Raw genomic sequence first — 22,832 nt, 5'->3', positions numbered from 1 at the left:
ATGTCTCGCATTCTGGTCTTAAATTCACTCGACGACGTCGCCATCGCCCTGGATGACATTTCCGAAGGCCAGACTCCCGAAGGCTTGGACGTCCCCGCGCGCACCCACATCCCCACGGGTCATAAGATCGCGCGTCATGCTGTGGAAGCGGGAGGAGTGGTTCGTCGCTATGGTCAGGTCATCGGCCGCGCCGGCATGGCGATCGCGCCGGGAGACCACGTTCACATCCATAATCTGATGATGACCGACGATGGACGAGAGGCCGAGGTGGGGGCGGATCTGCGTTCGCCGCCGCTGCGGTCTGACGCGACCTTTCAGGGGATCGTTCGCCCGGACGGGCGAGTGGGGACGCGAAACTATATCGGCGTGCTCACCAGCGTGAACTGTTCCGCCACAGTGGCGCGCCGCATCGCCGACGCCTTTCCTGATGACGGCCTGCCGGACGGTGTCGACGGAGTGGTCGCCTTCACCCACCAGGGGGGATGCGGCGGCTCATCCCTGTCTTCCGATGTGGCCCTCTTGCAGCGCACCCTGGGAGGCTATGCCCGCCACCCCAACTTTCACGCCCTGCTGATCGTGGGGCTGGGGTGCGAGGCCAATCAAATCCCCGCCTGGCTCGCCAATGAGGGGCTGAACGCCGGTCCCACCCTTCACGCCCTGACCATACAGGAGGCCGGAGGAACGGCGCGCGCGATCGAGGCCGGCGTCGCGATCGTTCGCGATCTGATCACGGAGGCCGCCAAGACACGACGCACGACCGTGTCGGTCGAGCATCTAACGGTCGGCCTTCAGTGCGGCGGTTCGGACGGCTGGTCCGGCGTCACGGCCAACCCGGCCTTGGGCGAGGCGGTCGATCGGCTGGTCAGCCACGGCGGGTCGGCCCTGTTGTCGGAGACACCCGAAATCTGGGGAGCCGAACACCTGCTGCTGCGCCGTGCTGCGTCACAGGCCGTCGCCGACAAGCTGCAGGCGCGCCTGGCCTGGTGGCGCGACTATGCGGCGCGACATCAGATGGAGCTGAACAACAACCCCTCTCCGGGCAATCTGAAGGGCGGATTGACAACCATCCTGGAGAAGTCTCTGGGGGCCGTGGCCAAGTCGGGGTCGACGCCGCTCAACGACGTGATAGGCTATGCCGAACCGCTGGCGGCCAGGGGGCTCAGCTTCATGGACAGCCCAGGCTACGACCCCTGTTCGGCGACGGGCCAGATCGCCTCGGGCGCCAATCTGATCGTCTTCACCACCGGCCGCGGCTCAGTCTTCGGGGCCAAGCCGGCGCCCTCGATCAAGATCGCGTCCAACGCCAGATTGGCGCGCTGGATGGACGAAGACATGGATATCGACGCTTCGCCGGTTCTCACGGGCGCCAGCCTGGCCGACGTCGGCGAACGGATCTTCCAAAAGATGCTGGCCGTGGCCTCTGGCGAGCCTTCAAAGTCGGAGGCGCTGGGCATCGGCGACAATGAGTTCGTCCCTTGGCAGGTGGGCGCCTACCTCTAAGGGACTGACACCGGACGGCCCGATCATTCGGGCCGTCCGCTCCGGTCAGGCGACCAGCGCCTGGATCAGATCGCCCATGTTTCGAATGAAGACCGAGGTGGAGACGCCCTCGACCGGGTAGTCGGTCCGATAGGGCGACGTGTCCCAGACGTCGCCGACACGTGTCATCTGATATTCGCCGCCGGTCACGGCGGTCGGGGAGTCGCCCCTGTAGGGGTTCGACGTCGTCGTCAGTGGGGTCGGCCAATATCCCCGCGCATTCAGTCCGGCCAGAACCTCGGCTACGCGGCTTTCGCTGACCGGCGACGGCCGTTTGGCCTCGCTGGACATGTCCCAGACATCGACGTCCTGAAGGGTGAAATAGGTCGGAAGCCGTAGAGAGCCCGGTCGCGCCTTCAGCGGCGACCCTTGCGTCACAGCCTCGACCGGCAGGGCGGAGAGGCGAGCATACTCCGCGCGGAGAGCGGGCGTGTCCACGTTCCGGAACGAACCGTAATGGACGATCAGATTCTCGGGATTGTCGTCGGCGTAGTACTGGCCGTTGGCGACGTTGGATCCTCGGCGATGGATGTAGATCGGTGTGTTGGCCCCTTCAAGAATGAAGGTGGGATGGGTCCGCCCCGGCATATTGAGCGGTGGTTTGGTCGCGACCTGATCCAGCCAGTCCAGGGCCTCAGGCAGACGTTCAAGGAACTTCCTGTCCCCGGTCAATCGGTAGAAGCCGAGCATCGACTTGATGTTGGTGCCCGTCGCATGGGTGACGAAGGCCTGAGGTTCGATCGTCCGCGCGCCGGCCGGCTTTAGGGTGTCGGGGAAATGCTGCAGTCCCCAGGCGGGCTGCGGCTGGGGCTGTTGGGTTCTGACGAAGATATCCATGCCGCGGTTGATCGCATCCAGGATGCGCGGATCGCCGCGTCCGTTCCGCGCCAACCCGTGCCAGGCGTAGATCAGAAACTCCAGGTTCTCGCCTGCGACATCGTCATTGAAGGTGATGTAGGGCGTGTAATCAGCGTGCCCGTGGACGCCGCCATTCTGCACGAAGGGGTAACGTTGAGGCCAGCCGCCGTTCGGATACTGGCTGTCGAGGACAAAATCGATCGCCTTGTTCAGAGGCGCCAGATATTTGCGGTCTCGCTTTTCGAGGTACAGGCGAAGAAGCAGTTGCGAGGCCTCAGCCGTACCCGCGTCATCGAAGGTGGCGTTGCCGTAGTAGCGATGAAATTCTTCCAACCGCCAGGCGTTCTTGCCGACCGTGTCGTACCACCGCCTCAGCGAAGCCTCGCCGGCCGTGTCGATGACATAGTTCCAGCCGCCGGCCGGGTGTTGGCCCCGGACTAGAGCGTCGGCGGCGGACTTGGCGGCCTCATAATAGAATTCGTCGCCGGTCGCATGGTAGGCGTCCAGGAACAGGTGCCCCATGGTCGCGGTTCCAGGCGGCTGCACCCAGATCATGGTCGGGCCGGCTTCCAGCTCGCCCCAACGCCGAGAAAAGTCGGGCAGATACTGCCAGACATAACCGCCTTCGACTGCAGCCTCATCGGTCATAAAGCGTGCGGCCCGCTTCATCCCCGCCAGGATGGCGTCCCGCTGAGGCGCCGAGGCGGCGACAGCGAGGGCGGGTGCTGAGGCGGCGACGAATGTGGCGGCGGCGCCGGCGGCCAAGACGGCGCGACGGCTCATGGAAGGGGCATGCATGCTGAAACTCCTGGACCTCTGAAACGGCTCTTCGCGGCCGGTTGGACACTCAATCAAGCACGATTGACACCGGTTTCCTAGGGGAGTCTTGACGGGATCCGGCTTGGGATCTAACGGCGAATGTCGAACCCGTCGTCACCCATGGCCGCCCGAACCTGATCGGCCGAGAACAGGTTGAAATCGCCCGGAACCGAATGTTTCAGTCCGGCGGCCGCCAAGCCGAAATCCAGCGCCTGCTGATCCGACCAGCCGCTCCAGAGCCCGAACAGCACGCCGGAAGCGAAGGCGTCGCCACCGCCCACCCGGTCCACGACACCGGCCATGTGCAAGGCGTCCGCCCGCGTTTCGACGATTCGTCCACCGTCTCGCGTCAGCATCACCGCTGAAAGCGCCTGGTCGGCGACGCTGTCTTGCACCCGCAAGGTGCAGGCGATGCGTTGAAGACGAGGAAAGGCGTCGAAGGCGGCCTTTGCGGCCTCGCGACGCCGGACGGCGGGGTCGGCGTCGTCGAACCGCGTCCTCAGCACCAGGCCGAAGTCGCGATCGTCAGCAAAGGCCAGGGTCGCGCCGCTCAGCATGCGGCCCAAGACCCTCGGGGGATCGCCGTCCCATTGCTCCCACAGCTTTCCGCGGAAGTTGCCGTCATAACTGACCTTAACCCCCAGGCGCGCCGCAGCGTCTATCAGGGCGACGGCGGCGGACGAGCCGTTAGGGCCCGTAGCCGGCGTGACGCCGGACGCGTGCAGCCATTCCACCCCGTCCAGCAAGGCGTCCCAGTCGAACGCCGTATGGACATGTTCGACGAAGGCGGAGCCGGCGCGGTCGTACAGGACTTCCGATGGGCGCCTTACGGCCCCAGGGGTGAGGAAGTACAGGCCCATTCGACCGGCCTTGAACAGGACCGTCGAGGTATCGACGCCGTGTCGGCGCACTTCGTCACGCGCGGCGCGACCCAGGACGTTGTCGGGCAAGACTGTCGCCAAACCCGTGGGGGCGCCGAATTGGGCCAGGGAAACCGCGACATTCGCCTCCGCGCCCCCTGGACGGACCGTCAGGGCGGGAGACTGCAGAAGCAACTCGTGCTGATTGGGCGAAAACCGCAGCAGCATCTCGCCGAAGCAGAGGATGCGGCGGGGAGATGCGCTGTGGGTCATGCTTCAGACTAGCCGTCGCTCAGCGCGCCTGCCAACCGCCGTCGACCGGCAGGATGGCGCCTTGGACATAGTCGGACGCTCGGCTCGCCAGGAAGACGGCGGCCCCGCCGAGGTCCGAAGGCTCGCCCCAGCGGCCGGCCGGGATGCGGCCCAGGATTTCAGCCGAGCGGACGGGGTCCTCGCGCAGCGCCTGAGTGTTGGCAGTGGCGAAATACCCAGGCGCAATGGCGTTGGCGGTGATGCCGTGCGGCGCCCATTCGTTGGCCATCAGCTTGGTCAGGCCGGCCACGCCCGACTTGGAGGCGGTGTAGGAGGGCACCCGGATGCCCCCCTGGAAGGAGAGCATGGAGGCGATGTTGATGATCTTGCCGCCTTCGCCCTGTTTGATGAAGTGACGGGCCACGGCCTGGCTGAGGAAGAAGACGGTCTTCAGATTGATGTTCATCACCAGGTCCCAGTCGGCCTCGGTGAAGTCCACGGCGTCGGCGCGGCGGATCAGGCCCGCATTGTTGACCAGGATGTCGATCCGGCCCATCGCCTCAAGGGTTTCCTGAACCACGCGCTCGACCGGTTCGATCGAGGTCAGATCGGCGCTGACCGCATGAGCGCGGCGTCCCATGGCCTTCACCTTGGCGACCGTGTCGTCGGAATCCGACAGGGCGACCGAAACGATGTCGGCGCCGGCTTCCGCCAGAGCCAGAGCGATTCCCTGGCCCAAGCCCACATTGCCGCCGGTGACCAGGGCGACTGTTCCGGTGAGGTCGAATGGAGTGGTCATATTGTGTTTCCTCTAGTCTGCGCCTTTTGCGACGCCGTTTAGCGGGTGTGATGCGGCAAGGGCTAATGTTCCGCTCTGTCAGCCTCGCCGGGAAATCGATCCGGCTGACCTTGCATCTCTCCCCATGTGGACTAGGTAACCGGTGTCATATTATGATGCAATCCATTAGCCCATAATCGCGCGACATGGTTCGATGTCGCCTGAACTCGCCTTGAGGAGTCCCCATGAAGATCGCGCTCATTATCGAAAACAGCCAGGCCGCAAAAAGCGAGACGGTGCATGCGGCTCTGTCCGCCGTCGCGGAGCCGCTGGGGCATCAGGTGTTCCACTATGGAATGTACGCCGCCGAGGATAAGGCGTCGCTGACCTATGTGATGAACGGCGTGCTGACCGCCATCCTGCTCAACTCCGGCGCCGCCGACTTCGTGGTGACCGGTTGCGGCACCGGCATGGGATCGATGCTGGCCTGCAACAGCATGCCGGGCGTCTTCTGCGGCCTGGTCATTGATCCGACCGACGCCTTCCTGTTCGGCCAGATCAATGACGGAAACGCCATCTCCATGCCCTATGCCAAGGGGTTCGGTTGGGCGGCGGAGCTGAACCTTCAGGACGTGTATCGCAAACTGTTCGAGGGCGAGCGCGGCCTGGGCTATCCCAAGGAACGTGCGGAGATCATGCGCAAGAACCGAGGCGTGCTGCGCGATCTGAAGGCCGCATCCTGCAAGGACATGCTGACCGTGCTGAAGGAGATGGATCAGGACTTGCTGAAAGCCGCGATCGCGGGCGAGCGGTTTTCCGAGTACTTCTTCGCCAACGCTACGGACGAAGGTATTCGTGATTATCTGAAGGGCGTTCTAAGCGGCGCGAAGGCTTTGGAGCCCGCATAAGGCCAAGGCTCGGCCGGCGCGTGAACTGCGCCGGCCGCCTCTGGGAAAGGCTTTTTCAAGCCGCAGGAATAGCGGATTTCCGCACCACGAGAGCAGGTCGGACTTCCGGCTGCTTCAACTGGGCCGCATCCACGCCGCGCATGGGCGCCAGAAGCTTCTCGGCCGCCATGCGGCCCATGTCGCGAATCGGCAGGCGGACGGAGGTCAAGTTCGGCCAGACCCGCGCGGCCATGGGCAGGTCGTCGAACCCGACGATCGACAGGTCGCGCGGCAGCTCCAGCCCCCGCTCGCGGGCGGCCTGCATGATCCCGATCGCCATGTCGTCGTTGAGGGTGAAGATGGCGCTGGGCGGGTGGGCCAAGGAAAGCAGGGCGTGGCCGGCTTCAACGCCTGATTCAAACGTATAGGCGCCCTTGAAGTCGTATTCGGACGCCAGTGGAATCCCGCGCGCCGACAGGGCGTCGAGAAAGCCCTTGCTTCGCACCGCCGATGATCGGAACAGGTCCGGCCCGCGAACCAGACCGATCCGCAGGTGGCCAAGGTCGGCAAGGTGATTCGCCGCCTCAGCCGCCCCTATTCCGTCGTTCGTCACCACCATCGACGCCGGCTCATCCAGGGCCACCGAGGCGATCCGGACATAGGGGCAATCCAGTTCGCGCAGCAGCGCGATGACCGCCTCGTCCTCAGACACCGACGGGGGCATGATGACGCCATAGAGCCTTTGCCGCTCCACGAAGCCTCGGATGTCCTCAAGCAGAGTAGGGGAGTTGCGGTTGCAAGGGTGGACGACAAGTTCCAGCCCCGAACCCTTCAGGGCGTCCAGCACGCCTTGCTGCATATTGACGACATAGGTCGGGCTGGGGTTGTCGTAGATCAGGCCGATCAGGAAAGAGCGGCGGAACGCCAGCCCGCGCGCCTGGGGATCGGGCGTAAAGCCCAACGCCTTGATGACCGCATTGACCCGTTCCCGCGTGTCCTGGCGCACGAACGGCGACTGGTTGATCACGCGCGAGACGGTCTTTTTGGACACTTCCGCCACGCGGGCGACGTCGTTGATGGTGGCCCGCTTAGCCGTCTTGCCGGGGCGCGGATCGTCTTGAGCCAAGGTGCGGCTCCTTCCTTCTTGTCGAGCTTCAGCCATAACGCCGACTCGCGCCGGACGCTACAAACCTCTTCAAAGCGCATTGACACCGGTTTCCTCCCTCGCTCTTATCGCGGCCTGTTTGCGAGGCCTTACCTTGATCCGCACCTATTCATTCGTGAGCGTCGCGTCATGAGCGCGACGCCGATCGCCGAAATCGGGATGGCCTCTGTCGCCGCAGAGCCAGATCAGATCGCGGCGCGCTTCGTGGCGGCGAGACTCGCCTGCCGCGCCACGCCGGATTATCCAGGCCGGATTCCGGAAAACATGGTCCAGGCCTATGCGATCCAGTCCGCCGCCATAGAGCGGTTTCCCGACAAGGTCGTCGGATGGAAGGTCGGCGGAGTGCCGCCTTCACAGCAGCCGGAGCTGGGGGTTCACCGACTGGCCGGGGCCATCTTTGCACGCAATGTTTGGGCGAGCGCTGAAGGCGCCGCGACGGCGTTGCCGGAGATCGAGGGCGGCTTTGCAGCCGTCGAGTCCGAGTTCATCGCCCGCATCGGTCATGATCTGGACCCCGACAAAACGGATTGGAGCTTGGCGGACGCCGTCGCGGCGATCGACAAGATCTTCGTGGGGGTCGAGCTGGCGGGCAGCCCCTTGTCGGCGATCAATGACCTGGGCTCCGCAGTCGTCGCCTCAGACTTCGGCAATAACGGCGGCCTGATCATCGGGCCTGAGTTGGCGGATTGGCGCGAGCGGCTCGAGGCGATCGAGGTCGAAACCTTCGTCAACGGCGAGAGCGTCGGCGTCGGCGGTTCTGCGTCGCTTCAGGGCGGCGCAATGGAGTCCGTCCGTTTCTTGGCCGAGCATTGCGCCCGATGGGGCCGACCGCTGAAGGCCGGCATGTTGATCTCCACCGGCGCTGTCACCGGCGTACACCGGGTCCATGCAGGGGATCAGGCCGTATGCGTATTCAGGGGCGTTGCCGAACTCCATTGCTCGGTCGTGAGGGCTGAAGCGCAGTAATCTTCTTAAACACGTCAACCTGGCCGCCGTTGAGGGACGAGAGAGCCGGGACGCGTGAGGAACCATCAGGAACGGGAATAATCATGACCGACGCGTCAAGCGCAGGACCGATTGAGATCAAGGCGCCGTCGCCGGGCAAGTATCGGTGGATCATCATGTGGCTGCTGTTTGCAGCCATGGTCATCAACTATGTCGATCGCCAGATGATCGGCTTCTTGAAGCCCATGCTGTCAACCGAGTTCGGTTGGTCGGAGACCGACTACGCCGACATCGTCTTCTGGTTCCAGGCCTCCTACGCCGTGGCCTATCTGCTCTGGGGCCGGATCATGGACCGCGTCGGCGCGCGCTGGGGCTTGGGCGTGGCATTCGGCATCTGGCAGATCGGCCACATCCTGCACGGCGCGGCGCGGGATCTGTCGCACTTCATGATGGCGCGCATGCTCCTGGGCGTCGGCGAGGCCGGCGGATTCCCTGGAGGCATCAAGGCCGTCGCCGAGTGGTTCCCAAAGAAGGAACGCGCCCTGGCGACGGGCCTGTTCAACGCGGGCACCAATATCGGCGCCATTGTCACGCCCCTGATCGTTCCGGGTCTGGTTCTGGCCTTCGGCTGGCAACTGGCCTTCGTCATCACCGGCCTGCTGGGCCTAATCTGGCTGCCGATCTGGCTCCTGGTCTATCGCCGGCCGCGCGAACAGAAGCGGCTGTCGGCTGCCGAGCTGGCCTATATCGAGCAGGATCCTGCCGATGTCGTTGAAAAGGTCAAATGGACCAAGCTGTTGGGCGTCAAGGAAACTTGGGCCTACGCCCTGGGCAAGTTCCTGATCGACCCCATCTGGTGGATGTTCCTGTTCTGGCTGCCGGACTTCCTCGGCAAAACCTACGGACTTGATCTGAAATCCTTCGGCCCCCCGCTGGTCGCCATCTACCTGTTGTCGGACGTGGGATCGGTCGGCGGCGGCTGGCTGTCGTCTCGCTTCATGCACCGCGGCATGAGCGTCAATAGGGCCCGCAAGATCACCATGCTGATCTGCGCCCTGTGCGCCGTCCCGGTCGCTTTCGCCGCCATGGCGTCCAACCTCTGGGTGGCGGTCGGCATCATCGGCTTGGCCACCGCGGCCCACCAGGGCTTTTCGGCCAATCTCTACGCCCTGCCGGGCGACGTCTTCCCGCGCTCGGCGGTCGGTTCGGTCGTGGGGATCGGGGGCATGTTGGGGGCCATCGGCGGCATGGCGATGGCGAAGTACGCCGGCTATGTGCTGGAGCAGATCGGCACCTATACGCCGATCTTCATCGTGGCGGCTTCAGCCTATCTAATCGCCCTGTTGGTGGTGCATCTGCTTTCGCCGAAGTACGCTCCGGCCAAGGTCTGATCAAAGCGCGGCCGGACGATCACTCGTCCGGCCGCTTCTTTTTGGATGAAGAGATGAAGCTGCTTCGAAGACATCTGCTCGGCCTGGTCTTCGCCGCAGGCGGGCTGGCGTTCGGACGACCGGCGGCGGCCGAGGCTTTCTCTGCTGGAGAGCGGCAGGCGGCCGCGCCGCCTGACCCCGACGAAACGATCTGGTTGTGGCCCCGCGGCGCGCCGGGCGGGGAGGGGGTGCGGCTCACGCCGATCGTGCCGGAGCGTTCGACCGATCCGGCTTTTCACGACCGCTACGCCCAGTACACCGATGACCGAGGCTGTGTAAAAACGTCTTGGTATGGAGCGAATTAGCTTAGCCTTCTGAGGTCAGCAGGAGGTGGGTATGAGCCGCTTCGTTCAGGGTGCAGATCGCCGGCAGCAGACGCTGCTTCCCGAGTGTCTTGATGACTATGTGGCCGAGGATAATCCGGTCCGGGTGGTCGATGTCTTCGTCGACGAGCTGGATCTGAAGGGGCTGGGGTTTGAGGGGATGACGCCCGCAGCGACGGGACGGCCCGCTTACCACCCGGCCATGCTGCTGAAGCTCTACGTCTACGGCTACCTGAACAAGGTGCAGTCGAGCCGGCGACTGGAGCGTGAGGCGCAGCGCAACGTCGAACTGATGTGGCTAACGGGGCGGCTGGCGCCGGACCACAAGACCATCGCCGACTTCCGCCGCGAGAATGGCCCTGCGATCCAGGCGGCCTGTGCGCAGTTCGTGGTGCTGTGCCGACAGTTGGGCCTGTTCGGATCGGCCCTCGTCGCCATCGACGGTTCGAAGTTCAAGGCGGTGAACACCCGCGACAAGAACTTCACCGCCTACAAGGTGAAGCGGCGGATCGAGCAGGTTGCCGAGCACATCGCCAGCTACCTCGAGGACCTCGATACGGCCGATCGGCACGAGGGGGATGGCGTGGAGGCACGGTCGGTGAGGCTGGTCGAGAAGATCGATCGCCTTCGCGCCCAGATGGCGATGCTGAAGGTCATGGAGGCTGAGGTCGAGGCGTCGCCGGACGGCCAGGTGTCCCTGACCGATCCCGACGCCCGCGCCATGGCGACGTCAGGCCGGGGGAGTGGCATCGTCGGCTACAACGTCCAATCCGCCGTCGAGGGCGAGCATCACCTGATCGTCGCCCACGAGGTGGTGATGACCGGCTCGGACAAGCAACAGCTGGCGAACATGGCGGGTCAGGCCAAGGAGGCCATGGGCGTGGAGAGGCTCGATGTGCTGGCGGACCGGGGCTACTTCTCCGGCGAAGAAATCCTGGCCTGTGAGGCCCTGGGCGCGACGCCCTTCGTGCCAAAGACGCTGACGTCAGGCGCAAAGGCGAATGGGCGCTTCGGCAAGCAGGACTTCGTCTATCTGCCAGATCAAGACGTCTACCGTTGCCCGGCCGGCTCCCTGCTTCCGTACCACATGACCGTCGTCGAAAGAGGCATGACGCTGCATCGGTACTGGGATCGGGCCAGTTGCACAGGCTGTAGCATCAAGGCTCAGTGCACGCCTGCGGTCGAACGAAAGGTCACGCGGTGGGAGCATGAAGCGGTGATCGATGCCCTTCAAACCCGAATGGACCTGAGGCCCAGAGCCATGCGTGAACGGCGAAGCCTGGTCGAACACCCGTTCGGCACCATTAAGGCCTGGATGGGCCACTCCCACTTCCTGATGAAGCGGTTGCCCAACGTGAAGACCGAGATCAGCCTCCACATCCTGGCCTACAATATGAAGCGGGTGATGGCGGTGATGGGAACCAGGCCGTTGATGGAGGCGATCCGGGCCTGAGCACGAGGCGTCCTGCGCTTCGTCTCAACCTCCGCCCCGCCGTCGCTCAGCACGTTTTTACACGGCCTCGACCCTATGCTGACAGTCTTTCGGCCGGCACGGCCCAACGGCTCAGCCCTGCTGTTGATCCCGGGCGGCGGCTACCGTTGGGCGGTTCTCGACAAAGAGGGCTACGACGTCGCCCGCGTTTTTGCGGCGACCGGTACGACCTGTTTCGTGCTTCGCTACCGACTTCCAGCGGATGGTTGGGCCGCCGGGCCGGACGCCCCGCTACAGGATGCGCAACGGGCGATGCGGCTGATCCGCTCACGCGCGGACGTCTATGGAGTGGACCCGGCGCGGATCGGCGTCCTCGGGGCCTCTGCGGGCGGGCATCTCGCAGGATTGCTCAGCGCCAGGCGCGATGAGACCTATCCCGCCATCGACGCCGAAGATGCCGTTTCGCTAAGGCCCGACCTGACGGTCTTGATGTACCCGGTGGCCACCATGGCTGATCCCTACGCCCACCAGGGTTCGCGAACCCATCTGCTGGGCCAGGCTCCCGCAGCGGACCAGATCAGCGCCTATTCTCTGGAGGCGATGGATTGGCGGGACGCCGCGCCGGTTTTCATGCTTCACGCCATGGACGACCTGGCGGTCCCGGTCGAGAACAGCCTTCAACTGTTGAGGACGCTGAAGGCTGCGGCCGTGCCGACGGAGGCACACCTCTTTCAAGAAGGCGGCCACGGCTTCGGCGTACGTCTGATCCAGGGCCGGCCCGCCCAGGTCTGGCCTGACTTGGTCCGGGCCTGGGCCGGTCGGCTGAACGTGCCGCTCTAGGCGGGTCAGGTTCCGGGCTGGATATAGGGAATGGCGGCGAAGAAGGCGCGCTCGTCGCCCCTGGGATCGTTCGCCATGCGTGGCTCGACATCAAACAGCAGAGTCTGGCGCTGTGGCAGTTCGTAACGGTCCCAGCGCGGCAGGCCCGGGTGGTTCGGATCACCGTCCCGCGCCAAGGCGGCGAATGCCTTTCGCATGGCCGCTGAGACGGTCTCGGCGCCAGGACCGTTCACGCGGGATTCGGGCGAGGCGACAGTTCCGAAGACCAGGGGGATGTCCGCCGTGTGGAAGGCGCCCTTGCGGCCAGAGGCCATGACGCCGGGAAAGTCGAGCTGATAGACCCAGGCGGGCGCTCCGGCCTTGGCGCGTTCCTCGGCCTCGATCAGCGCGCCACGCCAGGAGCGGCCGGCCGTGGTCGCGGCGATCAACACCTGGTCGGGCGACCAGTCGGGATGCATGCGACGATAGGCGTCGACGACGACCTCGGGCGCGACGTCGATCCGCATGACGGACGGCGTCAATCGGCCCGGCAGCGTGTCCCAGGTCAGGTCTTGGTTTTTGGGATCGTCGCCCATGAAGCCCAGCGTCTCCTCGCGCGTATTGCCGATGATCATGGGCGTCTTGAGACCCGAGGACGCGGCGTCCGGATAGAAGGGATGTCGGGGCAGGGCGCGGAAATCTAGGACCGGGCCGAAATACAGCCCGCCGAATCCGAGAATCGGGTCCTGCACCGCCTGGGCTTCGAGCAGGCGCTCCACCGGCAGGGTCGCCGCTTCGGCCGCGCGATCGGGTGTCAGCCCCAGGGCCTTCAACCACGTCACAGCGCGAGTGGTGGCGTTGATCGGTCCGGACGCCGTGACCTGCTGACCGCTCATGGTGGCGGCGCAGTGGAACAGGCCTTCCGCCGCCGGCATGGCCATCAGGGTGGCGATCTTCGCGCCGCCCCCGGACTGGCCGAACAGCATGATTCGATCAGGATCGCCGCCGAAGGCCGCGATATTGTCGCGAACCCATCGCAGCGCGAGGATCAGGTCAAGCTGACCGAGGTTGCCGGAGTCTTCAAAGCCTGGAACGAGCCGCGCTAGATAGGCGTAGCCGAAGGCGTTGAGGCGATGATTAAGCGTGACCACGACCACGTCCTCCTCTGCGGCCAGTCGCGAGCCGTCATAGAGGGGGTGCGAGCCCGAGCCGGTGGCGTAGGCGCCGCCGTGGATATAGACCATCACCGGCCGCCGAGCGGCGTCGGCGCCAGGGGTCCAGACATTCAAGAAAAGGCAGTCTTCGCTTTGGTTGGGTTCATCCCCGCGTTGGGGAGCGGCGGCGCCGAACTGGACGGCGAGGACCGGCGTCCGCCAAGGCACGGGCGGTTCGGGCGGCCGAAATCGCCGTGTCGGGGCTCCGTAGCGAATCCCCTTGAAGACGCTGAGCTCCCTTTCCCGCAGGCCGATGACGGGCCCAGCCGTCGTCGTCACGCGCGGCGCCGAGGCGCGCGGCCCTGCCGTCGCCGTTTGCGCTATAACGGCGGCGGACAAACCCGCCGCTAAGGCCGTTCGCCGCGTCATGGGCGTCTGTCCTGCGGAACTGCTGGAGAGGGGCTGCTTCAACCTGATGTCCTTCCCTGTCGCCGGTGTTCTGTCGCCCGGTCGGTAATGGTCGGCAAGGCCGCCTTGCCTATGATGCGCGGGCCTCGAAAACCCGTCAGACGTCCGTCTTGCAATAGAAAGGCGACTGTGCGTACAACAACTATGACACCGGTAGCAGTACTTTGGCAAACCAAAGCTGACACCGGTGTCGTCCGCCAGCAGCGGGCGGCTGAACGGAGGCGGTTGATCTCCGAGGGCCATGAACGGGAGGAGAAAACCAAATGACCCCACGCCAGAAATTCGCTCAACGCGCCCTGACCGCGACCGCATCGCTCGGCGCCTTGACCCTCGCGCTCATGGCGCACGACGCCGCCGCTCAGGCGACCGAGACGGCGCCCCAGCCGCAGAACGCCACTGAGGTTGATGAGATCGTGGTCACCGGTTTTCGGGCCAGCCTTCAGAACGCCCTGAATATCAAGCGACGCGAGGCTGGCGTGGTGGACGCCATCTCGGCCGAAGACATCGCTGATTTCCCTGACACCAACCTCGCCGAGTCGATCCAGCGTATTCCCGGCGTGTCCATTGACCGCGACGCCGGCGAAGGCCGCACCTTGACCGTCCGGGGTCTAAGTTCGGAGTTCACCCGGACGCGGATCAACGGCATCGAAGCCCAGGCTTCCACCGGGGCGACCGATTCTTCCGGCGGCGTCAACCGAGGGCGGGGCTTCGATTTCAACGTCTTCGCCTCGGAGCTCTTCAACAATATCACGGTGCGCAAGACCTCCTCGGCCGAGGTGGAGGAGGGCTCATTGGGGGCCACGGTGGACCTTCGGACCAGCCGACCCTTCGACAAGATGGGCTTCCAAGGCGCGCTGTCTGGCCAGTACGGCTACAATGACCTGTCGGAAGACTGGAGCCCCCGCTTCGCGGGCCTGATCTCCAACACCTGGGCCGACGATCAGCTGGGCGCCCTGTTTTCCATCGCCTACAGCGAACGTGAGAGCCTCGAAGAAGGCTTCAGCTCCGTCCGTTGGGGCCCGGCCAGCGCCGACGGGGGTTTCCAGAACGGCAGCGTCCTGCCCAGCCCGGCGAACACCTATCATCCGCGTATTCCGCGCTACGGCAGCCTTGAACATGGTCAAGAGCGGCTCGGCGCGACCCTTTCGCTTCAGGCGCGGCCCGGCAACGGTCCGACCCTGTTCACCCTGGATATGCTCTACTCCAAGTTGGATTCGACCCGCAGCGAGAACTTCCTGCAAGCTTGGTCCCTAAGTCGCGGGGCCGATCAGGGCGGCAAGCCCCAGGTGGACATCGTCGATTTTGCAATCGATCCCGACACCGGCGAAATGACCTATGCCCGGCTCGACGACATGGACATCCGCAGCGAGCAGCGGTTCGACGTCCTGGAGACTGAGTTCAAGCAGATGACCTTTGCGGTCGAACACGAGTTCTCGGATCGGCTGAGGTTCAACGGCCTGATTGGCCGGGCGGAATCGAGCTTCGGCAATCCGGTGCAGGTCAGCGCCATCATCGACCGACAGAATGTCGACGGCTATTCTTATGATTTCCGGGAAAATCGCAATCTTCCGGCCATCAACTGGGGCTTTGACGTCACCGATCCTGCGCAATGGTCCATCGTCGGCCCGACCGGCGCCCAGCCCCGGTCCGAGCTGCGCTCCAGCGCCAACTTTCAGGACAATGTCTACACCACCGGCGAAGCCAATTTTGCGTTCGAGTTGAGCGAGCGTCTGACCCTGAAGGCGGGCGTCAGCCGCAAGGAATATGAATCAAGCAGCCGGGCCTTTGCGCGGCTGGCGAATGGCGCGCCGGCGCTTCCGGCTGGGGTGACCATGGCGGATGTGACGGATCTGCGGACCGGGTTCGGCAAGAATTTGGACCTGCCCGCCGGGGCGGCGACATCCTGGATCCGTCCGGACCTGGAGGCGCTGCAAACCGTCTGGGATTATCGTTGCAACTGCGACACCGGGGTGGCCGGCGGCGACTTCCGTCTGGTCGGGTTGAACGGCAACCCCTCTACCTACGGCAACTGGCGCGAGGTGACGGAGACCGACACGGGCGGCTTCGTTCAGGCGGATTGGAATCTGGAGATCATGGGCCTGCCGGTCCGCGGCAATGTCGGCGTGCGTCAGGTCAAGACCGAGGTCGAAGCCCTGGGCTATTCCAACGTCGGCGGGGTGGCGACGCCGGTGACGGGCCAGAACGAGTATGAAGACACCCTGCCGTCGCTGAACGTCGCGATTGAGCCGATGGAGGACCTGATCGTCCGCTTCGGCGCCGCCAAGGTGATGTCGCGTCCGCCGGTCACCAGCCTTGTTCCGGTCTTCGCGCTGAGCGCGGTCAACGCATCGAGCAACACCGCCTCGCTTGGAAACGTCGAACTGGAGCCCTATCGCGCCAAGACCTATGATCTGTCGGTCGAATATTATTTCGCGCCCGAAGCCCTGCTGTCTTTCGCCTATTTCTACAAGGACATCTCCACCTTCGTGCAGACGACCCAGCAGACCCTGACCTACGGCGAACTGACGGCGCTCAATCCCGTGGCCTTCCCGGCGGTCTCCACCCGGCCGCCCGGTTCGCCCTATGTGTTCAGCACCCCTACCAATACGGAAGGGGGGCCGCTGAAGGGGTTTGAAATCAGCTACCAGCAGACTTTCAGCTTCCTGCCGGGGCCGCTGTCCAACATCGGCGCGCTGCTGAACTACACCCACGTCGAGTCTGAGATCGACTACTGCACCACGGCGAGCTGCACCGTCATCGTGACTGAGGATCTGGTGAACCTGTCGCCCGAGGCTTGGAACGCGACCCTCTACTATGACGACGGCAAGCTGAACGCGCGGGTCTCAGCCGCCTACCGCGACGCCTATTACCAGAATGTCCCGGGTTCAAACGGCGCGGCGGGTCTGATTCCGTTCCAGGGCAAGTCCGAGACGACGACGATCGACGCCTCCGCCTCTTACAACTTGACGGACAACCTCAGCTTGTCGGTTGAGGGGCTGAATCTGACGGACGAGGAAAACCGTCAGAACCACGGCGACCTGGGCGGCTCCCGCGACAGCACCTATGTCTACCACCACACCGGCCGCCAGATTTACATCGGGGCGCGCTACCGCTTCTGATCGACGGGCCTTCCTGTCCATCGTGCGGCCGAACGGGCGATGCTTAGGCATCGCCCGTTTTGCATGAAAGGCCCTGGGTTTGCCTTTACGCAGTAAGAACCCCGGTCCCGCAGGGCGGAACCGGGGTTGGAAGGTCAGACCGGTTGGCGATCAGGCCTTTGCGGCGCGTTGCTTGTCCGAGGCGCTGCGGGCCAGTTCGCGGTTCAGCCACAGGGCGACCAGGGTGCAGATTGCGCCGGACAGCAGATAGGCGCCGGCGGCGATCAGGCCGAACTGGCTGGAGATCCACAGGGCGGCGAGGGGAGCGAACCCGGCCCCGAACAGCCAAGCCAGATCTGACGTCAGGGCCGAGGCCGTATAGCGGTTCGCCAGGGAGAAGCTGGAGGCCACCGGACCCGAGGCTTGGCCGAATGACAGGCCCAGCAGGATGAAGCCGGAAATCATGAAGGTCAGCTCGCCGATCGCGCCGCCGTTCAGCAGTTGGGGCGCAAAGCCCGAGAAGGCGGCGATGCCGGCGGCGGTGATCGCCAGCAGGGTCCGGCGGCCGTAACGGTCCGCCAGAAGACCCGAGGCCAGGATGGACAGAAGACCGAAGGCGGCGCCGACCATTTCGATCAGCAGGAAGCGCACCGGCGTCTCCTGGGTGAACAGGAAGACCCAGGACAGGGGGAAGACGGTGACCATGTGGAACATGGCGAAGCTGGCCAGCGGGGCGAAGGCGCCGATGGCGATGCGCGGACCCTCAGCCTTGACAGCGGTGTGGACCGGCACCGGCTGAAGTTCGCGCGTCTCGAACAGCTTCTGGAAGCTGGGGGTGACGACGATGCGGAGCCGCGCGAACAAAGCCACGACGTTGATCGCGAAGGCGACGAAGAACGGATAGCGCCAACCCCAATCCAGGAAGTCGGCGGCCGACAGGGTGTTCAGGAAGAAGGCGAACAGGGCGGAGGCGACGATCAATCCGATCGGGGCGCCCAACTGCGGGATCATGGCGTACCAGCCGCGCCGGTTCTCCGGCGCGTTCAGGGCCAGAAGCGACGCCAGCCCGTCCCAGGCGCCGCCCAGGGCGACGCCCTGGCCGATTCGGAAGACGGCGAGCAGGACGGCCGCAGCGATGCCGATCGTCTCATAGCCCGGCAGGAAGGCGACCGCGACGGTCGAAGTGCCCAGAAGGAACAGAGCGGTCGTCAGCTTGGCGCCGCGCCCGAACTTCTGGTCGATGGCGATGAAGAGGGCGGTGCCGAGAGGCCGCGCCAGGAAGGCCAGGGCGAAGACGGCGAAGGACAGCAGGGTGCCGCCGATCGGACCCGCAAAGGGAAAGATCAATTGCGGGAACACCACGACCGAGGCGATGGCGTAGACGAAGAAGTCGAAGAACTCCGACGTGCGGCCGATGATCACACCAATGGCGATCTCCCCGGCGTCCACCTTGCCATGGCTATGGTCATGACGGGCATGGAGGGCGGCGGCGTCGCGTTCCAGCGACTCTGACGAGGGGGTCGTCGAGGCGGACATAGGCTGGCATCGCTCCGTAAAACGGGTAAAATTGGAAGGTCGCGGCACTGACGCCGTATTATGACCGCGCGCCCTTTGCGATGAAAGGCGGTCCAAGGGGATAGGACAGATTGTCCAATGTCGTTCCGCGTCGAAGCTGACTATCGGGCCGAATTCGAACGCCAACCGTCGCGACTCCTCCCCCTTGTCCGACGTTTTCCGATTGGAGCCGTCTTGCGCCTTCTGCGCCTACTCCTGCTCGCGCCCCTGGCAGCCGCGCTGTCGGCCTGCGACCTGGTCGTCCTGAAACCCGCAGGCGACGTCGCCCAGCAGCAGGGCGATCTGTTGATGGTGTCGACCCTGCTGATGCTGCTGATCATCGTGCCGGTGATGAGCCTGACCGTCTTCTTCGCCTGGAAATACCGGGCGTCGAACAAGGAGGCCGAATATCAGCCCGACTGGGACCACTCGACCCATCTGGAAGTCGTGATCTGGGCGGCGCCGCTGCTGATCATCATCTGCCTGGGCGCCCTGACCTGGGCGGGCACGCACCTTCTGGACCCCTATCGCCCGATCGATCGGATCAAGCCGGGGCAGGCCGTGGCGGAAAACGTCGAGCCCCTGCAGGTCAATGTGGTGGCCCTGGATTGGAAGTGGCTGTTCATCTATCCGCAGTACGGGGTGGCGACGGTCAATGAACTGGCTGCGCCGGTGGATCGTCCGATCCGGTTCCACATCACCTCCTCCTCGGTGATGAACTCCTTCTATATTCCGGCCCTGGCGGGTCAGATCTACGCCATGCCCGGCATGGAGACCAAGCTGCACGCCGTGATCAACCGGCCCGGCGACTATGAGGGCTTTTCGGCCAACTATTCGGGCGACGGCTTCTCGCACATGCGTTTCGTCTTCCACGGGGTCGATCAGGCCGGGTTCGACGGCTGGATCGCCGGCGTGCGGCGCGGCGGTCAGGCCTTGGACCGCGAGCGTTATCTGGAACTGGAAAAGCCCAGCGAGAAGGTCCCGGCCCTCTATTTCGCCAATGTCGAAGGCGGACTGTGGGACGCCATCCTCAATATGTGTGTCGAGCCCGGCAAGATGTGCATGGGCGAGATGATGCAGATCGACCGCAAGGGCGGCCTCACCATGGCTTCGGTGCGCAACACCATGCCGCTGGTCTATGACAAATACGCCGGCCGCGGGAAGAACGCCGCCGTCTTCGGCTCCGACGACAGCTATGTGATGACCATCTGCACCCCCTTGCAGGCCGAGGCGGCCGCCGCAGAGCGTATTCGCCGCGCTGAATTGGATTCGGTCAGCGCCCCGGTCAGCCTGGCTCCTTTGATGGAGCAGGGCCTGTCGCTTCAGGGACAGCCGATGGCGGCGCTGTCCCGATCACAACAATCGACGGGGGCGGTTTCGACCGACGTCCGTTCCGCCCCCAACGCTTGAGCGAACACAGTCGATGAACGCTGACACCCTCATTCCCCTTATCTTCGGGCGGCTGACGCTCGAGGCCCTGCCGCATGAGCCGATCGTGCTCGCGACCATGGTCGTCGTCGTGCTCGGCGGGGCCGCCCTGGTCGGCGCCCTGACCTATTTCAAACTGTGGGGCTATCTCTGGAAGGAGTGGTTCACCACCGTGGACCACAAGAAGATCGGGATCATGTACATGATCCTGGGTCTGATCATGTTCGTGCGGGGCTTCGCCGACGCGATCATGATGCGCCTGCAACAGGCCATGGCCTTCGGCGGGTCCGAGGGGTATCTGAACGCCCACCACTATGACCAGATCTTCACCGCCCACGGCGTGATCATGATCTTCTTCGTGGCCATGCCGCTGGTGACGGGCATCATGAACTATGTCGTGCCGCTCCAAATCGGCGCGCGCGACGTGTCCTTCCCCTTCCTGAACAACTTCAGCTTCTGGATGACGACGGCCGGCGCCGTCATCGTCATGGCCTCGTTGTTCGTCGGCGAGTTCGCCCGGACGGGCTGGCTGGCCTATCCGCCGCTCTCGGGCATCGGCTACAGCCCCGGCGTCGGCGTCGACTACTATATCTGGGCGCTTCAGATCGCGGGGGTGGGGACCACCCTGTCCGGCATCAACCTGATCGCCACCATCGTGAAGATGCGCGCGCCCGGCATGGGCATGATGAAGATGCCGGTCTTCACCTGGACCTCGCTGTGCACCAACGTCCTGATCGTGGCGTCCTTCCCTGTCCTGACCGCCGTTCTGGCCCTGCTGACGCTGGACCGTTACGTCGGCACCAACTTCTTCACGAACGACTTCGGCGGCAATCCGATGATGTACGTGAACCTGATCTGGATCTGGGGTCACCCGGAGGTCTACATCCTGATCCTGCCGCTGTTCGGGGTCTTTTCGGAGATCGCCTCGACCTTCTCGGGCAAGAAGCTGTTCGGCTACACCTCCATGGTCTACGCCACGGTCGTCATCACCATCCTGTCGTACCTGGTGTGGCTGCACCACTTCTTCACCATGGGCTCGGGCGCCTCGGTGAACTCCTTCTTCGGCATCACCACGATGATCATTTCGATCCCGACGGGCGCGAAGATCTTCAACTGGCTGTTCACCATGTATCGCGGCCGTATCCGCTTCGAACTGCCGATGATGTGGCTGGTCGCCTTCATGCTGACCTTCGTCATCGGCGGTATGACGGGCGTGCTGCTGGCGGTGCCGCCGGCCGACTTCGTGCTGCACAACTCGCTGTTCCTGATTGCCCACTTCCACAACGTCATCATCGGCGGGGTGTTGTTCGGCCTGTTCGCCGCCATCAACTTCTGGTGGCCCAAGGCCTTCGGCTTCAAGCTGGACAAGTTCTGGGGGATGGTGAGCTTCTGTTGCTGGGTGCCCGGCTTCTGGCTGGCCTTTGCGCCCCTGTACGTTCTGGGGCTGATGGGCGTGACGCGCCGGATGCGCGTGTTCGACGATCCGTCGCTGCAGATCTGGTTCGTGATCGCGGCCATCGGCGCGGGCGTCATCGCCCTGGGCATCGCCGCCATGTTCATCCAGTTCGCGGTCTCGATCATCAATCGCGACAAGCTGCGCGACACGACCGGCGACCCTTGGGGCGGCCGGACTCTGGAATGGGCGACCTCTTCGCCGCCGCCGGCCTATAACTTCGCCTCCACCCCCGTCGTCCATGACGCCGACGCCTGGTGGGACATGAAAAAGAAGAAGTATCAGCGCCCGCTGAGCGGCTACAAGGCCATCCACATGCCCTCGAACACGGGCGCCGGCGTCATCATCTCCGGCCTGTGCCTGGTGATGGGGCTTGCCCTGGTCTGGTACATCTGGTGGCTGGCGGCGCTCAGCTTCCTGGGCGTGCTGGCGGTCTCGATCGCCCATACTTTCAACTACAAGCGCGACTACTACATCCCTGCGGATGAGGTCCGCGCGACCGAAGAGGCGCGCACCCGCCTCCTGGCCGGAACGGAGGCCTGATCCATGAGCGCGACGGCGATCAAGATCGACGACCCGAACGTCTTCCACCTGGAAGAGGAGCCGCATCACGAGGAAGGCTCCAGCACCATGCTGGGCTTCTGGCTCTATCTGATGAGCGACTGCCTCATCTTCGCGATGCTGTTCGCCGTGTTCGGCGTCGTGGGGGGCAACTATGCCGCAGGCCCCGGACCGAAAGAGCTGTTCGACCTGGAGCTGGTGGCGGTCAACACCGCCATGCTGCTGTTCTCGTCGATCACCTACGGCTTCGCCATGCTGGCGATGGACAAGAACAAGACGCGCCAGACCCTGATCTGGCTGGCCGTCACCGGCCTGTTCGGTCTGGCCTTCCTGGGGATCGAGCTCTACGAGTTCGCCCACCTGATCCATGAAGGCGCGACGCCGCAACGCAGCGCCTTCCTCTCGGCCTTCTTCACCCTGGTCGGCACCCACGGCCTGCACGTGACCTTCGGCATCATCTGGCTGGTGACGCTGATGGTCCAGGTGAGCTGGAAGGGGCTGATCCCCGCCAACAAGCGCCGCCTGATGTGCCTGTCGATGTTCTGGCACTTCCTCGACGTCATCTGGATCGGCGTCTTCACCTTCGTCTATCTGCTGGGCATGGTTCGATGAGCGCCGACAAGAACGACCACTCGCCGGAGTCCCACGACACCGACCACCTGGGCCACGAGGGGCATAATCACGGCTCCTTCAAGAGCTATCTCATCGGGTTTGTGTTGTCGGTGATCCTGACCGCCATCCCCTTCTGGCTGGTCATGACCGGGGTCCTGCCGACCCAGGCCACCGCCCTGATCGTCATGGCCTTCGCCGTGGTGCAGATCGTGGTCCACATGATCTACTTCCTGCACATGAATTCGAAGTCCGAAGGCGGCTGGACCATGCTGGCCCTGATCTTCACGATCATCGTCGTGGTCATCGCCCTGTCGGGCTCGCTGTGGGTCATGTATCATTTGAACACCAATATGATGCCCTCCACCCATGACATGAGCCAGATGTCCTCCTGAGAGGA

General features: G+C 64.3%; 18 protein-coding genes. 12 read left to right on the top strand and 6 right to left on the bottom strand.

The genetic code is table 11. The annotated features are described in order from the left end of the window. Positions 1-1,500 carry a UxaA family hydrolase gene (locus tag ACW178_RS10605; RefSeq protein ID WP_287103942.1) on the top strand — a complete coding sequence of 500 codons (1,500 nt, stop codon included), beginning with the start codon at positions 1-3 and terminating at the stop codon, positions 1,498-1,500. A gap of 45 nt (positions 1,501-1,545) precedes the next feature. On the opposite strand, the gene ACW178_RS10600 is transcribed toward ACW178_RS10605, so the two are convergent. The 3 genes from ACW178_RS10600 to kduD all read right to left on the bottom strand — a co-directional run bounded on the left by ACW178_RS10600 (position 1,546) and on the right by kduD (position 5,127). Continuing rightward, positions 1,546-3,195 (bottom strand): pectate lyase, encoded by a 1,650-nt coding sequence (locus ACW178_RS10600; protein ID WP_287103944.1) that lies wholly within the window; start codon positions 3,193-3,195, stop codon positions 1,546-1,548. 110 nt (positions 3,196-3,305) lie between these two features. Beyond that, the gene (locus tag ACW178_RS10595) at positions 3,306-4,349 is read right to left on the bottom strand and encodes a sugar kinase (protein ID WP_287103945.1); all 1,044 of its coding nucleotides are present in this window, start codon (positions 4,347-4,349) and stop codon (positions 3,306-3,308) included. Positions 4,350-4,368: 19 nt separating this feature from the next. Beyond that, the gene (kduD, locus tag ACW178_RS10590) at positions 4,369-5,127 is read right to left on the bottom strand and encodes a 2-dehydro-3-deoxy-D-gluconate 5-dehydrogenase KduD (RefSeq protein WP_054765844.1); all 759 of its coding nucleotides are present in this window, start codon (positions 5,125-5,127) and stop codon (positions 4,369-4,371) included. Between the two features lie 224 nt (positions 5,128-5,351). On the opposite strand from kduD, the gene ACW178_RS10585 reads away from it, so the two are divergent. Continuing rightward, a complete protein-coding gene (locus tag ACW178_RS10585) occupies positions 5,352-6,014 on the top strand; it encodes an RpiB/LacA/LacB family sugar-phosphate isomerase (RefSeq protein ID WP_182714294.1) in 663 nt (220 codons plus the stop codon). Between the two features lie 55 nt (positions 6,015-6,069). Here the strand turns inward: ACW178_RS10585 and ACW178_RS10580 are convergent, their stop codons facing one another. Next, positions 6,070-7,119, bottom strand: coding sequence for a LacI family DNA-binding transcriptional regulator (locus tag ACW178_RS10580; RefSeq protein WP_224764259.1), 1,050 nt, complete (start codon positions 7,117-7,119; stop codon positions 6,070-6,072). Between the two features lie 18 nt (positions 7,120-7,137). Here ACW178_RS10580 and ACW178_RS10575 point away from each other — a divergent pair, with 18 nt between their 5' ends. From ACW178_RS10575 to ACW178_RS10555, 5 genes are all read left to right on the top strand, one after another. Then, entirely contained in the window at positions 7,138-8,124 is a 987-nt protein-coding gene (locus ACW178_RS10575) for a 2-keto-4-pentenoate hydratase (RefSeq protein WP_287103947.1), read from the top strand. An 83-nt stretch (positions 8,125-8,207) separates the two neighbouring features. Further along, a complete protein-coding gene (locus ACW178_RS10570; protein WP_152950316.1) occupies positions 8,208-9,494 on the top strand; it encodes an MFS transporter in 1,287 nt (428 codons plus the stop codon). A gap of 53 nt (positions 9,495-9,547) precedes the next feature. Continuing rightward, positions 9,548-9,838: a hypothetical protein gene (locus ACW178_RS10565; RefSeq protein ID WP_492024540.1), complete on the top strand. Its 291-nt coding sequence runs from the start codon at positions 9,548-9,550 to the stop codon at positions 9,836-9,838. Positions 9,839-9,869: 31 nt separating this feature from the next. Then, entirely contained in the window at positions 9,870-11,309 is a 1,440-nt protein-coding gene (locus tag ACW178_RS10560; protein WP_287105140.1) for an IS1182 family transposase, read from the top strand. Between the two features lie 75 nt (positions 11,310-11,384). After that, the gene (locus ACW178_RS10555; RefSeq protein WP_492024539.1) at positions 11,385-12,128 is read left to right on the top strand and encodes an alpha/beta hydrolase; all 744 of its coding nucleotides are present in this window, start codon (positions 11,385-11,387) and stop codon (positions 12,126-12,128) included. Positions 12,129-12,133: 5 nt separating this feature from the next. Here the strand turns inward: ACW178_RS10555 and ACW178_RS10550 are convergent, their stop codons facing one another. Next, positions 12,134-13,690, bottom strand: a complete 1,557-nt coding sequence (locus ACW178_RS10550; RefSeq protein WP_287103949.1) for a carboxylesterase/lipase family protein — start codon at positions 13,688-13,690, stop codon at positions 12,134-12,136. A gap of 302 nt (positions 13,691-13,992) precedes the next feature. Here ACW178_RS10550 and ACW178_RS10545 point away from each other — a divergent pair, with 302 nt between their 5' ends. Further along, positions 13,993-16,848 (top strand): TonB-dependent receptor, encoded by a 2,856-nt coding sequence (locus ACW178_RS10545; RefSeq protein ID WP_492024538.1) that lies wholly within the window; start codon positions 13,993-13,995, stop codon positions 16,846-16,848. Between the two features lie 150 nt (positions 16,849-16,998). Here ACW178_RS10545 and ACW178_RS10540 read toward each other — a convergent pair whose 3' ends face one another. Further along, a complete protein-coding gene (locus tag ACW178_RS10540) occupies positions 16,999-18,363 on the bottom strand; it encodes an MFS transporter (protein WP_287395441.1) in 1,365 nt (454 codons plus the stop codon). A gap of 213 nt (positions 18,364-18,576) precedes the next feature. Between ACW178_RS10540 and cyoA the strand changes: the two genes are divergently transcribed. Genes cyoA through cyoD form a run of 4 tightly spaced genes read left to right on the top strand, consistent with a single transcriptional unit; the run spans position 18,577 to position 22,827 of the window. Further along, positions 18,577-19,791 carry a ubiquinol oxidase subunit II gene (gene cyoA / locus ACW178_RS10535; RefSeq protein ID WP_492024537.1) on the top strand — a complete coding sequence of 405 codons (1,215 nt, stop codon included), beginning with the start codon at positions 18,577-18,579 and terminating at the stop codon, positions 19,789-19,791. Positions 19,792-19,804: 13 nt separating this feature from the next. After that, on the top strand, positions 19,805-21,805 hold the full coding sequence (gene cyoB / locus ACW178_RS10530; RefSeq protein WP_333896477.1) for a cytochrome o ubiquinol oxidase subunit I: 2,001 nt from the start codon (positions 19,805-19,807) through the stop codon (positions 21,803-21,805). Positions 21,806-21,808: 3 nt separating this feature from the next. After that, positions 21,809-22,435: a cytochrome o ubiquinol oxidase subunit III gene (cyoC, locus tag ACW178_RS10525; RefSeq protein WP_054765835.1), complete on the top strand. Its 627-nt coding sequence runs from the start codon at positions 21,809-21,811 to the stop codon at positions 22,433-22,435. Next, a complete protein-coding gene (gene cyoD, locus ACW178_RS10520) occupies positions 22,432-22,827 on the top strand; it encodes a cytochrome o ubiquinol oxidase subunit IV (RefSeq protein ID WP_152950309.1) in 396 nt (131 codons plus the stop codon). Before cyoC ends, cyoD begins: the two co-directional genes overlap by 4 nt. The last annotated feature ends 5 nt before the right edge of the window (positions 22,828-22,832 follow it).

It is taken from the genome of Brevundimonas sp. AVps4 (assembly GCF_058681525.1).
The sequence above is the reverse complement of the archived record's forward strand: the minus strand, read 5'-3'. Positions and strand labels throughout refer to the sequence as shown.